Raw genomic sequence first — 13,737 nt, 5'->3', positions numbered from 1 at the left:
GGAGCGCACGCGGACTGGGGCGTGGCATGGTGGGTCGCCTTCCTGATCTGCAAGCCGATTCTGATGCTGGTGCGCCGGCGCGACTGGCGTGGAGTCGAGCGGATACCCGCACGCGGCCCAGTCGTACTCGCCGCGAACCACGTCTCCGAACTGGACCCGTTGCTCGTCGCCGAAATGGTGCTCGCCCAAGGGAGGACCCCGGCGTTTCTTGCGAAGAGCAGCCTGTTCGAGGAAGGGATCGTAGGGAGGTGGTTCCGTGCGGCCGGACATGTGGAGGTGGATCGATCTCATGGTGCCGACGGATTCGGCGCCGCCTTGGCGGCACTTCGCAGCGGTGCACTGCTCGTGGTCTATCCCGAAGGAACGATCACCAAGGACCCTGACGGCCGCTTGATGGAACTCAAGACAGGCGCTGTGCGGCTAGCGCTCGAATCAGGAGCACCGCTCATTCCCGTTGCCCAACGAGGCGCCGAAGAGATCCTGCCGGCCTACAGCCACCGCCCGAAGCTGTTCAAGCGGCCCACCGTGACCATCGACATTGGTCCACCGCTGGACCTGACCGATCTCAGGCAGCTTGGACCTGATCCCGAAGCGGTGATCGCCGGTACGCGCCGACTTGCCGACGCCCTGACCCGGATGCTGGATCAAGTGGCAGAGCGACGCGGCGCGAGTCACCGGCCTACAGGCAGCCGGCAACGAAGAACGTCCTGGTGATACCCCGGTGATGCCGGGGCTGGAGGAGAGCAGGGCGGATTGGTGCCATCTCGCGTCCGAAAATAGCGATGGCACGGCGAGACACAAGACCGAATATGAGTGATTCGATCAAGTTACAACCTAAATGTCGTAGTACAGCTCGAACCCGCCGGTGGTGGATATGCCTGCCCGCATCCCGTCGCCTAGTGCGCGAGTCACGAGTCCCCTCGATTCTGGATGCGGGTAAGGGCGTCGAGGTTGCGTTGGTCGGTGTCGGGCAGGGTGTGCAGGTACTTCTGGGTGGTCTGGATCTGGGAGTGACCCATGCGTTCCATCACGGAGGCAAGGTCGGCGCCACCGGCCAGCAGCCAGGAGGCGTGGGCGTGCCGGAGGTCGTGGACGCGGACGGGGAAGTCGATCCCGGAGGTTTTGACGGAGGGGAGCCAGATCCGGGTGCGGAACGTGTTCCTCGAGATCGGCGTGCCGGCCCGAGTGGCGAAGAGCAGGTCGTCGTGCCCGATGTGGTTGGTCTGGATGTGTTGGGCGATGGCATCGAGCCATGCTTGCCGCACGCCGAAGCTGCGGGGCTCGTTGTCCTTGGGGTAGGGCTTGACCAGGTACCGCTGGCCGGTGGGGGAGTGCTTCTTGGAGACCTCCACGATCGTCTCCTCCACGGTCAGTGATCGGCGCAGGAAGTCGATGTGCCGGGGCTTCAACGCGATCAGCTCGCCCCACCGGAGCCCGGCCTCGATCAGGGTCTCGACCATGAGCCGGTGCTGCTCGGGGATCGCAGCGAGCAGGCGTGTGTATTCGTCGGGGGTCAGGGTGCGCGCCTTGCGGGTGATCACCTTGGGCAGCTCGGTGTGGTCACACGGGTTGTGGACCAGGACCCGGTCCTTCACGGCGCGGGCGAAGATCGAGGACAGCATCACGTGGTACTTGCGGATCGACCGCGGCGAGAGCCCGGCTCCTTTGGCCTCGGTGACCCAGTCCTGGACCAGGGACGGCGAGATGCGGTTGAGCTTGCGTTGGCCGAAGTAGGGGTAGAAGTGCTTGTTCAAATACGAGATGTAGGCGGCGCGAGTGGAGGCCTCGACGTGCTTGTTGGGCAGCCACTCGCCCCGGACGTAGTCGTGGAAGGTGACCTCGCCGAGTGTGGTGTCGTGCCATGCGCCGGCGAGGACCTTCTGTTCCTCCCGGTTGGCGGCGCGGAGGGCGTCGCGGCGGGTGGAAAAGGTGCCCGCGGAGCGGAGCCGCCCGTCGGGGTCGCGGTAGCCGCCGCGGTAGCGAGTGCCGCGGGCGCCGTGTCGTTCAACCACCCATGCCATATGTGTCTCCCCGAATCGCATGTGAGCCATTTGTGAGCAGACCGTGCCCGGATCAGGCTGGACGATCGGGGACGAGCCTGGAATCGAAAGTGGCCTCTGACCTGGGACTTTACCGTGAATCCACGCTCGGCGCACCTGTCGATTCGGGGCCGGAGGGTCTCTCATAACCCAGAGGTCGCAGGTTCAAATCCTGCCCCCGCTACTCGAGAATCGAAAGATTCACACCTTGGCCCCCACATCTTGTGGGGGCCAAGCGCGTTTCAGGCCACATCTGGTGGACCGAGGCAATCCCTTGAGGCCGATTGTCGGCTCGATTGTGCGCGGCGCACCGCTGGTGAGCCCGGTCGCACCTGGTGCGCGCCACGTTCGATGCACGGCTGTCATGTCCCCACGCGCGTGCCCGGCCAGGGGCGACCTGGGGCGATCAGGGACTCGGAATGGGGTTCGCTGAAAAGAATTGAGCCCGCCCACGCGTTTCGATTGCCCGGCCTCGATCGCGGCGGACGGTCCCTCTACGTGACCGCACCGATGAAGCCCGGCGACACGCCGGCCACCTACAGCCCCGACACCACGCTGACCCTCAGCGAGATCGCCGACCTCGCCGGCCGCGACCTCAAGACCATCAAGACCTGGAACAACTCAGGGAAGGGCCGCTGGCCCAACGCCGTCCAGGACGAGACCGGCCGCAAGACCTGGCGGGTGCCGGTCAGCGACCTCGTCGCCACCGGCGTGCTCGGCCCCTCCCAGGTCGAGCAGGTCGAGAACGAGCTCGCCGCCCGCCGGGAGTCCAAGGAGACCAAGCACCTGCGCGAACAGGTCATCCGCCTCGAGGAGCGGCTCACCGCCGCTCAGACGCTCGCCGATGAGCGCGCCAACACGATCGCGCTCCTCAAGAGCCTGGTCGGCAAGGGCGGTGCAGCATGAGCCGCAAGCTGACCGGGTCCAAGAAGCGGACCGGCGCCGGCTGGACCGCCAGCCTCCCGATCCACCGCGGCGCAACCAAGCGCCACGCCTACACCTTCGCCACCGAGGACGCCGCCGACCGCTGGATCGCTGCTGGCATCACCGCGATCGAGTCCGGCACCAGCCTTCCTGTGCCGGACACCGATCGCCCACCCGGCCGGTCTGCCGAGACCGGAACTGCCTTCCGCGCGATGGCCGACCCGTGGCACGCGGAGTACTACGAGGAGCTGCGTCGCGGCAAGCACGACCGCGCCACGGCCACGAAGGGCCACCTCAAGCGCATCGCCACCTTCATGGACGAGCGGGGCCTGACGCTGGAGACCATGACGCGCCAGGAGGTGAAGGCGCTGCAGGCATCCCTCACCCGCTCGACGACCCAGGCCACCGTCACCGTCCCCGAGGGGATCGATCCGACCGACCTCGTCACCATGGCCGAGGCGCTCGCCCTCCCCAACATGGCGTCGAAGTCGACCTTGAAGCGCCGCAAGGCCGAGGGCAAACTCGTCGCGGTAGACCCGTCCGCCACGGTGCACCGCTTCCTTGTCGCCGACCTCTACAGCGAGAACATCCTGGGCCCCACGGGCGAGCTCCGGCGCGGACCGCGCACCGGCGGGAGCCTGTCGCAGGACGTCGCCAACGACGTCATGTGGACCTTCCACGAGGTCTGCGCGTACGCCCTCGACCACGGCGTCAAGGTCCCTCAGGACCGCGGCAGCCTCAAGATGCACCTCACCGACAGGCTCCCCAGCGCGCCGCGACAGCCGGTCAGCCTGACGCGCTGCGCCGACATCGCCTCGCGCCTGCACGTCGTGCACCAGCTCGTCCTCTGGCTCATGCGCATCCTCGGTCTCCGCATCAGTGAGGCCTACGGCATCCGCGTCCACGACGTGCTCGACCAGGGTGCGGGCCAGTACGGCGCCGTGGCGGTAAAGGCGCAAGGCGGCAAGAAGTTCTCCCGGACCGCCCCGCACGGGGCCACGGTCACCAGTGACGACAAGGAAGAGCTCAAGACCACGAACTCCAAGCGGGTGCTCGTCGTACCGCCCGTCCTCATGGACCTCATCCGCATCGTCATCGCGGTCTTCCATACCGATGCCGAAGGCGTGATTCGCCAGGAGGCCCGACTCGTCCCCGGACTGAGACGTCGAGACGCCGGGGGACAGGCCGCCTTCCGCAAGGCGCTCGCGAACGCCGCCGGGGCCGCCAACGTGGACTGCACCCCTGAGGAAGACGTGATCGATGAGATGTTCTCCTGCACGCCCCACGACATGCGCAGGACCATCCTGTCCGACCTCGACCGACTCGAGGTCAAGGACAGCCACACGCAGCGCTTCGCCGGGCACCTCGCCGGAACCGCAGTCCTCCACCGCAGCTACCTGCTCGACGACCCCAAGCTCCGCCCCGCCAAGAACATCGCCACCCTCATCCAGCGCGAGCTCACCACGAACCTCCCGGTCGGGCTCGCTATCCCCACGACCATCCGCTGCACCACGGGCAACCAGGGGTACCTCGCGCTGGACGGCCCCCGCATCGACGCCGAGCTCGCCGAGCGCGGCGCGCTCGTCCTCATGACCGACGAGGGAGGGGAGCCGCTCGTCGCAACCGCTGAGGCCGCCGCCCTCTGGGACGTCACGCCCAAGACCGCGAGGCTATGGATGGCCGAGGGTCGGGTCCCGTCCATCCCCTGGGGCGGTCGGGGGAGCGGCCAGGAGCGGCGCGTGCGTCTCTCCGACGCCATGGCTCTGCGCGAGCGGCTCAGTGACCGGGTCACGCTGGCGCGCCTCGCCGACGAGGTGCACACGACCTACCACGCCGTCTACCAGTTGGTTCGCGCTCAGGGGCTCGAGCTTGAGGCATGGGGTGAGCGCGACTTCATCGTCCCGGCGACCACCGCCTCGTGGCTGCGCGAGCACTACAGACACCAGTCCGAACTGCACGGCCGGGCCGTGCCGTACTCGGTGGCCGCCACGACGCTCGGTACGACCGTGGCTGCGGTCGAGCATCTCGTGGACGACGGGACCCTGGACAAGGACGAACGCGCCCACGACGGTCGACGCATGGTCACCCGCGAGAGCCTCGCCGCAGCACAGGAGATGCGACCGTCCAACAATCGCAAGGCAACGGAGCCGCCTGTCGAGCTGGTGACCTGGGCAGAGGTCTCGACGTTGACCGGACTGACGGGTGGCGAGATCGGCGCACTGGTTGCAGACGGCACTCTGGTTCGCCAGCAGTACAAGCGCCGCCGCCACGTCACCCGTGTCAGCGTGCTGCGCTACCTCCTCGAGCACGCCCCGGACCGGCTTCAGATCGCCAGCGACTGATCCGACTGACCGCCTTGCAGGTCCCTGAAAGGCCTCATCAACTCCAGGTGACCGCTCGCAAGTTGCCTGGACGACGTTATGAACCTGCTTACCATCGGTCGCGCATCGCACGTTCGGGGTGGGGATTCGAGAAGTTGAGGCGTCGTCTTAGGGAACGGAAACGTACTCGCGTGAAATCGCCCGAAGCCTGATGTCGCATACGAAGCACACGGAATGATGAGATGGGCAAGGGCTCGGCAGGGATACCGCTGGTCGTAAGTCGACTGTCAGCGACCCGAAGGCACCGAGCTGCGACGTCAAACACCCCGAAGCCGGACGGGCAGCGGCCCAGCGGCGAACGAGCATCCGCATTCGAAGCGACCAGAACCCTTCACTGCGCCAGATGGTGCGTCCATGCTCGGCCGTCCCAGTAGCGGAATCGCGCGACCCGGTAAGGGTCGGGATACCAAGCCGCCGGAGGGAGTGTTGCGCTGGCCGGCGCAGCCGTGACAGCCGGCGCCCAGGAGCTCTTGGCCTCCTGAGCCGCGCTGAGGCGCCTGACGACTTCTGCTTGCATCAGATCGGCGAAGCGGTCCGGTATCGGTGAGTCGTCGTTCTCCGAGTTCAACCAGTAGGTGCCGGTCAGATGTCCGTAGTCGTTGAAGTCGACCACCGCCGACCAGGTCGTCAGCCCGGTGTTCGAGTCGACGTCGAGGACAACTGTCATGCCGATCACGAACACTTCGCTGACCCTCGGCAGCCGCAGGCCAATCCTCTCGGCGAGCTCGACGAACTCCTCTTGCGAGATCCCGTCGCTGAAGTGCAGGTAGGAGTTACGGCGACGCTTCTCCTCCTGCGCATTCTTGGCGGCGCTCGCGACGACCGCTCCGACAACCGCGACGCCCATGCCCGTTGCGAGCTTGTCGAACAGTCCCATGTGCTCCCGACCCCCGTGTTTGACCGCCGACTGTATCGATCGTCTCCACTCCCGTGGGCGCTCACGGGCCTTGGCCGACACGGTCAGGGGGATGTCACGGGGGCGTAGACCATCCGCGCACCAGCATGCAGGCGATCGACCGGAACCGGATGACGCCCGCGCCGGCCCACCATCGTTGGGAGGGAACGTCGCAGCCGGATGCGCCGGAGGGGTGCAGCCCCTAGGAAGCCTGCCTCGCCTGCGGTGATGAGGAGCCGCAAACCCCGTCCGTTGGGGTAGAAAGCCGCCTAGCATCTGCCGCGATGGCAACAAAGGGGCACGGATGGACTCGATCGAGGAGTTGCAACGGTGGTCTGAAGACCTGAAGGTGCAGCTCGACGCGGTGCAGCAGCGGATGGAGGAGCGGCTCCACGCAGATCCGATGGACGTGGAGGGATACCTGTTGCTGTCCGAGGAATGGAGAAAGCTCAGCGAGGACAGCAGTCAGGTTCGGCGCTGGTTGTACGTGGCGCAGCGCAACGACCGCATGACCGCGCTGCTGGATGACGCGGAGAAACTGCTCGGCGCCGCCGAGCCGGTTCTCGCGGCGGTCCCCGGGTCCTGGGGCGACCGCTGCGACCAGGCCCTCGGCCGGCCGTACGGTTCGGGTGTTCTCCTCGCGACCGAGCACCGCATCGTGTGCTGCTCGCGAACCTCGTCCGGCAGCAGCGTGGAGACGACCGACGTGTACTACCAGCGCACCAAGTTCGCGAGCCTGCATTCAGGTGTCGGGTACCTGACCGGTGACCGGTTCTTCACCATCAGCGGCGCGTTGAAGAAGTCGAAACGCAACCAGCCGTGGCTCCACCTCCGGATCGACGCGGCGCCCGAGGACTGGACACCTCCAGCCCGGGTCGGTGGGCTCGAGGCCTTCCTGGCGACCGTCGGCGCCCGGCTGCGCGGCGCGGTGAACTTCGAGGAGTTCCTCGACACCCCCGACAGCGGTGCGGCTGCCCGGTTGAAGCAGGTCACCCAACTGCATCGCGACGGTCTGCTCACCGATGAGGAGTTCGCTGCCAAGCGTGCCGAACTGATCGACCGTCTGTGACTCGACGCAGCGTTGCATTGTCACACCGATTGCGCAGGTGGCAGAGCGCCGGACGCTCACCACCATGAACGAAACAACCACGCTCACCCTGACACTGTCCATCCCCGCGCCGCTCGTGACACGCCTGTGGTCAAACGCCGCGCCGAACTTCATCCGATCAGCCTGACCGCTTCTGGACCTACGACGACGCGGCCCCGCCCGATGCACACCCGCCTGTCTTCGGCGACGGGACGATGATGTGGACTGAGACCATGTCGGACGCGTTGCTCCTCCGCGGCTACGAAGAACAGCTCGGTTACGCCACCAGCCTCCTCTTCGACGAGGCCGACTACTCGCTATGGCCAGTCGTCCTCAGGAGCCGCCGCTTTCTCTCTTAGGAGGAGGGCAGGAGGCGCTGAACGGCCGCTCGGGCACATCGCTAGTCCAGCTCGGCTTCTCGGCCCACGCAGAGAAGCCGGGCTGGACGATTTCATCGAGGGCTTCGGACGGTGCGAGGAGTCTCGCGCAAGCTCCCGGTCACGCCAGCGCTGGTCCACCTGCCGAGGTAATTCTCCGGGTACTGCGCGGTGGGCCAGGTACCGTGCTCGGCTGGTGCCCGCCGGCAGTGTGAGCAGATGACGCCGTACCCGCTGGCTGCGACCTCGGGCAGGAGGATGACGTGGTCGGCGAAGCGCCGGCCGTGGCACCGGCCGTGCGGGCGGGCAGGGGACCGCCTTGACGTGTGTCTTGGACTCGTTGGCATAGGCAAGGTAGACGGGTCTTGTGAAGCCGGCGGCTCGCTTCTGTGGCTTTACCAGTTCGCGGATCTCGGCCTCGGTCTTGCCGAGGGCGAGTGCGACGTCGAGCACCGGGAGGCCGTGTTCGCGAGTCGTCCTGTCTGCCGTGAGCATCTTGATCGCGTCGGACACCCAGACGGTGTCGTCAGGCACGGCAGCGTCGCCCCAGGACAGATTCGGGTCAGCGTACGTCGCTCTGAGCCGCCCTATGTAGTTGCTCGTGGGGGAGCTGGTGTCGTCGGACCCGCGCGTCACCCAGCGGTGGAGTTCCTGGCGGACCTCGGAGATCGGGTGGTCGACGAGCGCGCACTTGGCTCCGCGGGAGGTGATGCCGTTGGTCACGAGCCAGGGCATGACCCGCTTCTTGAGCAGCGTCGCGCGGGTGACCTGCAGGAGGTCCGCCGTTGCAGTCAGTTCGCGGCCCTCCTCGAAGAGGTAGCGCACGACAGTGTCGGTGTTGGCGAGGTTGCGGCCGGTGCGGGTGCGGACGTTGCGGATCCGGCCGGTGAGGGGGAGCTGGGCGTGTCCGCCGGAGGCGAGGGGGAGCAGCGCGGTGCAGGCCCAGACGACGTCCTCGCCGTCGACGTGGAAGCGCCAGTCGATGAAGGTCTCGTCGCAGAGGGTGCCGAACTTGGAGGGGCTTTCTCCGTTGTTTCGTGCTGCGGCCTCGAGCCCGGCCACGAGGTGGGCGGCGACGGAGATGTCGGCGTGGTCGGGTCGCGCGGTGGCGGAGCCTGCCTGGTGCTTGCGGATCTTCGCCTTGAGCCGTGTGATCTCGGCGTCGAGGGCGGCGACCTTCGTCTTCACCTCGGTGACCTGCGCTGCGTAGGCCTTGGCCTCTTCCTCGTCGCCGGCTGCTGCGCTGAGGGCCGCCATCGTGCGGTGTCCCGTGATCTCCCTTTCGAGCGGCTCCTTTGCGCCGGCCTTCAGTGCGATCTGGTGGCGCCAGGTCGTGGTGGGGTCGGGGTCGTCGCCGCGTCGCTGTGCTGCTGTCAGCGGGGCGATCGTGGTGGGGTCGAGCAGGTTCCTCACGGCGTGGTCGAGGCGGCAGGCGACGGAGGCTGCGAGCTCGGTCAGCGGGAACGTCGCGGCGATGTGGTCGGGGCGGCTCTCGCCGGGGCCGAAGTAGGTCCACCCGCGTCCGGTGCGGGTGCCGGTCGCGGCGGACTCGCGGCGGAAGAGCAGGATGCAGTTGGCGCGCCCGCTGAGGTTCATGCGGGCCTGGACTCCCCACTGCGTGGGCTCGTCGTCGTACTTCGACCCGAGCTCGCCGGGTGCCACGAACCAGCTCGAGAAGCCCTGCAGAGCCCGCCGGGTGGGAGTGTGATGTGCCTGCCCGCCCGTTGGTGCCTTGGGGGCTCGCAGCTCGCGCAGGAGACGCGCTGCCACCTCGCGGCAGACGCGGTCGGGGACGCCGAAGCGGAGGATCTCGTTCCCCTTGTCGTCGGTCGGCCACCCCCAGGACGCGGACAGGACGTCGAAGTACCCGTACTCGTCCAGGTCGTCACGGTAGGTGGCGGAGATGCCGTCCAGGACGATGTTCCGGCCGCGGATGTCGTTGTTGAGGCGCCGGTAGTACCGGCTCGTCCTGACGAGCTCGACCTTGGCGATGAAGAACCGCACGTCGGGGTCGAAGACGTCGGCGGGGTCCTCGCCCTCCAGGTAGCGGGCGATGTCGAGGTCGCTGGGAATCACCCGCGGGTTGGAGTCGCTCCGCGTGAAGAAGCTCTTCGCGGCTCCGTAGGAGGCCCCGTCGTCGTCGACCGCGCGGGCGAAGGTGTTGTCGAGATCGGTGTGGTCTCGGCGCACGATCAGGCCCTCGGCCTCGAAGGCGATCAGGCGCGCGGTGATGTCCTGATAGGACTCGCCATTCGCGTGGGCCCGGTAGATGGCCTCGATCACCGGAGCCATCTGGCGCTGCGCCTCGGGGACGATGCCTCGGTCGCCCTCCTCGACGGTGCGCCCGTGCTTGTCCTTCTTGTGGCCCCAGCCGTAGGGCATCTGACGTTCGGCGAGGGCGGCGCCGCCGAGCTTGTACTTCATGAGGCGCTTGCCGGTCATGCGCCGACGGCGGTTCGGGTCGTCACTTCCGCCGACGAGGCCGAGCGCACCGAGCGCGAGCTCGTCACCCGGGATCGACTGGTCATAGCGCTGACCACCGAAGACCATCGTGACGTCGCGGATCTTGCACTTGTTGGTGATCTGAGACCAGTCGGCCCGGTCACGACCGGCGCGTGTGACGTCGTCCGCCCAGCAGACCTCCCGGAGGGAGGGGAAGTGGTTGAGCAGCGACATGATGAGCACGGTGACGCCGTTGAGGTCCTCGCCGTCGGGGCGCACGATGTGCTTGAGCGTCGAGGACAGCGTGATGTTGAGGAAGACCACGTCACCGACGCACACGACAGCGGCAATCGGCTCGTGGCCGGCGGCGTCGTGGTGGAGGTCGGCCATGGTGATCCAAGTGATGCCGTACTGCGCTCCGACGTCGGGCTGTGCCGGGTCCCAAGCGGTGTCCGGGAAGGCGCTGATCTTGGCGATGTCCGGGTTGTCGGAGTAGATGCTGAAGTGGGCTGCGCGCTGGCCGGCGATGCCCCCGGCGTTGCCGACGACGGAGAAGCGGGCGGCGTGACCGCTGACCGGGCTACCGTTGCCGAACTTCGTGGCGAGTGGGTTGTAGACCTTGCGGTCGGTGTACTGAGTCAATGGATCCTCCTCGGGTAGGTGCGATGCACCGTGCCGGCGAGGTCGCCAGACGCAATGGGATCGATGGAGGAGTTCTGACCCACCGAGATGGATGCCGACCTCTCCACCTCGGGGAAGACCTTGAAGCCAGCCGTGCGGTGGCGCTCACTGGCCGTTCCCGACGCGTCGCCGCTCTGCCGCGGCGGGCTCCGCTGCGATGGCGAGACCCCGGGCCTGGAGCCGGTCGTCGAGGTCGGGGATTAGGTGCACGGCCGCACAGGCGAGCTGCACCAGCAGCGCGGCGTAGCTTCCGGCCTCCTTGCGGGTCATCGCGGCGATCAGGGCAGAGCGGACTGTCTCGACGTCGCCAGCGCGCAGCCCCGCGAGGGTGGGACCGAGAACGGGGTGCGAACTGGTCGCGGTTGGCGGAGCCCATGACCAGCAGGCCTCGATGAGGCAAAACGCGACGAGCACGCGGTCATTGACCGGCGTGAAGGCCAGTCGGGTGGCCAGCCGAGCGCACTCGTCGTCTGCGGTGCTCGCAGCGGTCATCAGCGCCACGGCGCCCGCGGCGGCTTCATGGGTTCGCATGTAGTACTCCTGTTCGGACTTCTGGTCGGCAGGTCCAGTCAGGTAGGGAGGGTGCGCGCCGCTCGAGGCGCAGCAGTGGCCGTAGCGCGCGAAGACGCGAGATCGAGTTCCAGCGCCCGGTCAGGTCGCGGAGGTGCTCACGGTCACGGGTGCCCAGAGCGGAGAGGTCGCCTCGAGTTCACTGTGTTGCGCGCGAGGGGTCAGGGCGCGAAGGCGGCGTAGTTCGGCGCAGTACGCCTGAAGGATGAGGTCACGAGTGTTGGCCATGTTTGCTACTGGTGAGCGCGCAGCTGCTCGGGCCAAGACGTTGCCGAACCTCCCTGACAAGAAGGGCATCGTCGTCCACTGTTCAGCGCATCGAGTCGGGTACATGAGGCTCGACCTCGCATAAGCATCTGCGGATAGAGAGAGCTGGTCCCGAGGGAACGCACGCGAGTCACCCGGCCATCTCGAGTTCCACTACCCGAACGCACGGGTGGCCGCTGGTCGCGTCCGGAGCACGCGCGCGTGCGGGGCTGCGACGACCAGGTCTGGTGGGCGATCACCGACGAGCAGGCGGCCCGCTGGGGCCAGGCGCACAGACTGAGCCACTCGCGCCATGAGCGAGCCAAGAGGGCCGGGGAGCAGTCGCAGCCGACCCGTATGCTGCGGGGCGTGGACAGGTTCCCCTACCACCGGCGCGCCGAGATGGCAGAACCGATTTTGGCGGCTGCGGAGGAGCGGGCCGAGCACGGCCGTCCGGGGGGCCCGGATGGCCGTGCTCCTCGCCGACGGCGAATGGGTCGCCGAGATCATCGCTGACGCCCTCGAGCATGCCCTCTGGGTCACTGCGGGTGGCGTGCTCACTATGCCGGCACCGGTGCCGTGACCAGCGATGCCTCCGCTCCCGAGAGCGACTACCCCGGGGCCGGCAAGCTGATCCTGATCGAGGCCGCAGAGCTCGCCGAGGCCACCGGTGAGACCGCCGCGATCGCCCTGAAAGCGAGAAGCCGCGGTAAGTGAGGAGGAGGCCCTTTCCCCTCACTATCAATGGATGGCGCCGCACCCGCCGACAGCAAGCGCGACGGGGCCGGGGCGGGTTGTTTCGTACCGGCTAGGTTGCCGTCATGGGACTGCTGGTGAACCTTCGAGACCTGCCGGAGACGGTGAAGATCAACCGCGACCTCGGCCTCCAACTTCTGGGTGCGGCCGGCGCGAGTGTCCTTACGATCCTGCTCGCCCTCGACGGCACCGCCGCCACGCACATCGGAGCTGGACTGACCGGAGCTGCGATCTGTGCCGCGGGTTTGCCCGCGTCGCGCTGATAATCGCCGGATTCGCTTCGACGGCTGACCGCCCCGAGCGACTCCGAGGCCGACTCCGAGGCCGGTCGCGCTTGGTTGCGGTTGGTCAGGTGGGCGCCACGATGAACGCGTGGACCGAGGTGTCCCACGGAATGTTCGTCCGGGACTTGTACTGGTTGAACCCTGTGGTGATCCCCGCGGCTTGGTCGACCCAACTGCCGACGTTCATGTCGAATGAGTCGAAGTAGACCCTGCCGTTGGTCTTGCGGACAGCGGTCACCCACCCGACGTGCCCATAACCGCTGGTGTTCCAGACGACCATGGAGGCAATGTGCGGCACGCTCGAGACGTAGAACCCGTTTGCTTTCGCGCTATTGTCCATGTTGATCGCATGGCCCGTGATGTTCGGGTAGGAGCCGACAAAGCTCCTCCACTTCTCCAGCGCGCCCCAGGTGCAGTAGCCCCTGATACCGGTGTTGTAGGTCAGCGTGCGCGTTGGAGACGGTTTGCAGACCCGTGCGCGGTTCGCAGCGGTCTGTGTGCCGATGCAACGACGGTTTTCCGGATATCCGTTACGGGTGCGGAAATCGGGTGTTAGCAGGGTCCGGCGCCAACCACCGGAGCTGGTTCGGCCGCAGCCGATGTCGAGGCGAAGAACGGGGTCGGGCCGGGTGGCGGTGACGGTGACGCTGTAGTAGGCGGCGTTCGACCGGCCCGGGAAGGCCCACCACGAGGCCCACTTGTCTCCGCCGTCGAGGTTCTCCACCCAGACTCCTTGAACGGCGTCGGAACTCCAATCGCAGACGACTGTGCCCTTGATGGAGACCGAGTAGGTTGTGACTGCCTGGGCCACCGGCGGGAACTGCGCTGCCATCAGGAGGCCTATCGCCCCGATGAGAAGTCGAACCAGAAGTCGCATCGAGGGCCCCCTAGCCTGCGTCAATGGCCAGACGCTAGCGGCCGATGACCCCGCTCCGCAGCGAAACGACGGCCTGTTGCAGCAACGGTCCCGCATTGAAACAAAACTGCGGCTGCAGCACGGCGGTGCCACCGATGTGGAGCGGCGGTGCGCGTGGCTAAGAATGCCGCTGCGCTGG

The 13,737-nt window shown here is 67.2% G+C and carries 11 protein-coding genes; 6 read left to right on the top strand and 5 right to left on the bottom strand.

Features of this window, described 5'->3' with window-relative positions; translation table 11 throughout:
* Positions 1–21 precede the first annotated feature (21 nt).
* Entirely contained in the window at positions 22–714 is a 693-nt protein-coding gene (locus DJ010_RS01025; protein WP_109691775.1) for a lysophospholipid acyltransferase family protein, read from the top strand.
* Between the two features lie 194 nt (positions 715–908).
* On the opposite strand, the gene DJ010_RS01020 is transcribed toward DJ010_RS01025, so the two are convergent.
* The gene (locus DJ010_RS01020; RefSeq protein ID WP_109691774.1) at positions 909–2,021 is read right to left on the bottom strand and encodes a tyrosine-type recombinase/integrase; all 1,113 of its coding nucleotides are present in this window, start codon (positions 2,019–2,021) and stop codon (positions 909–911) included.
* Positions 2,022–2,537: 516 nt separating this feature from the next.
* On the opposite strand from DJ010_RS01020, the gene DJ010_RS01015 reads away from it, so the two are divergent.
* Positions 2,538–2,945, top strand: coding sequence for a hypothetical protein (locus DJ010_RS01015; RefSeq protein ID WP_146207218.1), 408 nt, complete (start codon positions 2,538–2,540; stop codon positions 2,943–2,945).
* Entirely contained in the window at positions 2,942–5,305 is a 2,364-nt protein-coding gene (locus DJ010_RS01010) for a tyrosine-type recombinase/integrase (protein ID WP_109691772.1), read from the top strand. The genes DJ010_RS01015 and DJ010_RS01010 overlap by 4 nt, the downstream gene beginning before the upstream one ends.
* Before the next feature lie 370 nt (positions 5,306–5,675).
* On the opposite strand, the gene DJ010_RS01005 is transcribed toward DJ010_RS01010, so the two are convergent.
* Positions 5,676–6,221: a DUF2510 domain-containing protein gene (locus DJ010_RS01005; RefSeq protein ID WP_158282883.1), complete on the bottom strand. Its 546-nt coding sequence runs from the start codon at positions 6,219–6,221 to the stop codon at positions 5,676–5,678.
* 322 nt (positions 6,222–6,543) lie between these two features.
* Between DJ010_RS01005 and DJ010_RS01000 the strand changes: the two genes are divergently transcribed.
* Positions 6,544–7,308 (top strand): SHOCT domain-containing protein, encoded by a 765-nt coding sequence (locus DJ010_RS01000; RefSeq protein ID WP_109691770.1) that lies wholly within the window; start codon positions 6,544–6,546, stop codon positions 7,306–7,308.
* Between the two features lie 335 nt (positions 7,309–7,643).
* On the opposite strand, the gene DJ010_RS00995 is transcribed toward DJ010_RS01000, so the two are convergent.
* Complete coding sequence (locus DJ010_RS00995) at positions 7,644–10,787, bottom strand: serine integrase family protein (RefSeq protein WP_109691769.1); 3,144 nt, start codon at positions 10,785–10,787, stop codon at positions 7,644–7,646.
* Positions 10,788–10,931: 144 nt separating this feature from the next.
* Positions 10,932–11,357 carry a hypothetical protein gene (locus DJ010_RS00990; RefSeq protein ID WP_109691768.1) on the bottom strand — a complete coding sequence of 142 codons (426 nt, stop codon included), beginning with the start codon at positions 11,355–11,357 and terminating at the stop codon, positions 10,932–10,934.
* An 864-nt stretch (positions 11,358–12,221) separates the two neighbouring features.
* On the opposite strand from DJ010_RS00990, the gene DJ010_RS21905 reads away from it, so the two are divergent.
* Both DJ010_RS21905 and DJ010_RS00985 read left to right on the top strand, forming a co-directional pair.
* Entirely contained in the window at positions 12,222–12,359 is a 138-nt protein-coding gene (locus tag DJ010_RS21905; protein ID WP_158282882.1) for a hypothetical protein, read from the top strand.
* Positions 12,360–12,463: 104 nt separating this feature from the next.
* On the top strand, positions 12,464–12,661 hold the full coding sequence (locus DJ010_RS00985; RefSeq protein WP_109691767.1) for a hypothetical protein: 198 nt from the start codon (positions 12,464–12,466) through the stop codon (positions 12,659–12,661).
* An 85-nt stretch (positions 12,662–12,746) separates the two neighbouring features.
* Here DJ010_RS00985 and DJ010_RS00980 read toward each other — a convergent pair whose 3' ends face one another.
* A complete protein-coding gene (locus DJ010_RS00980; protein ID WP_146207217.1) occupies positions 12,747–13,514 on the bottom strand; it encodes a CHAP domain-containing protein in 768 nt (255 codons plus the stop codon).
* Positions 13,515–13,737 lie beyond the last annotated feature (223 nt).

It is taken from the genome of Nocardioides silvaticus, assembly GCF_003160695.1.
In the GTDB taxonomy this organism is placed as follows: domain Bacteria; phylum Actinomycetota; class Actinomycetes; order Propionibacteriales; family Nocardioidaceae; genus Nocardioides; species Nocardioides silvaticus.
This window is presented reverse-complemented; position numbering and strand designations above follow the sequence as displayed.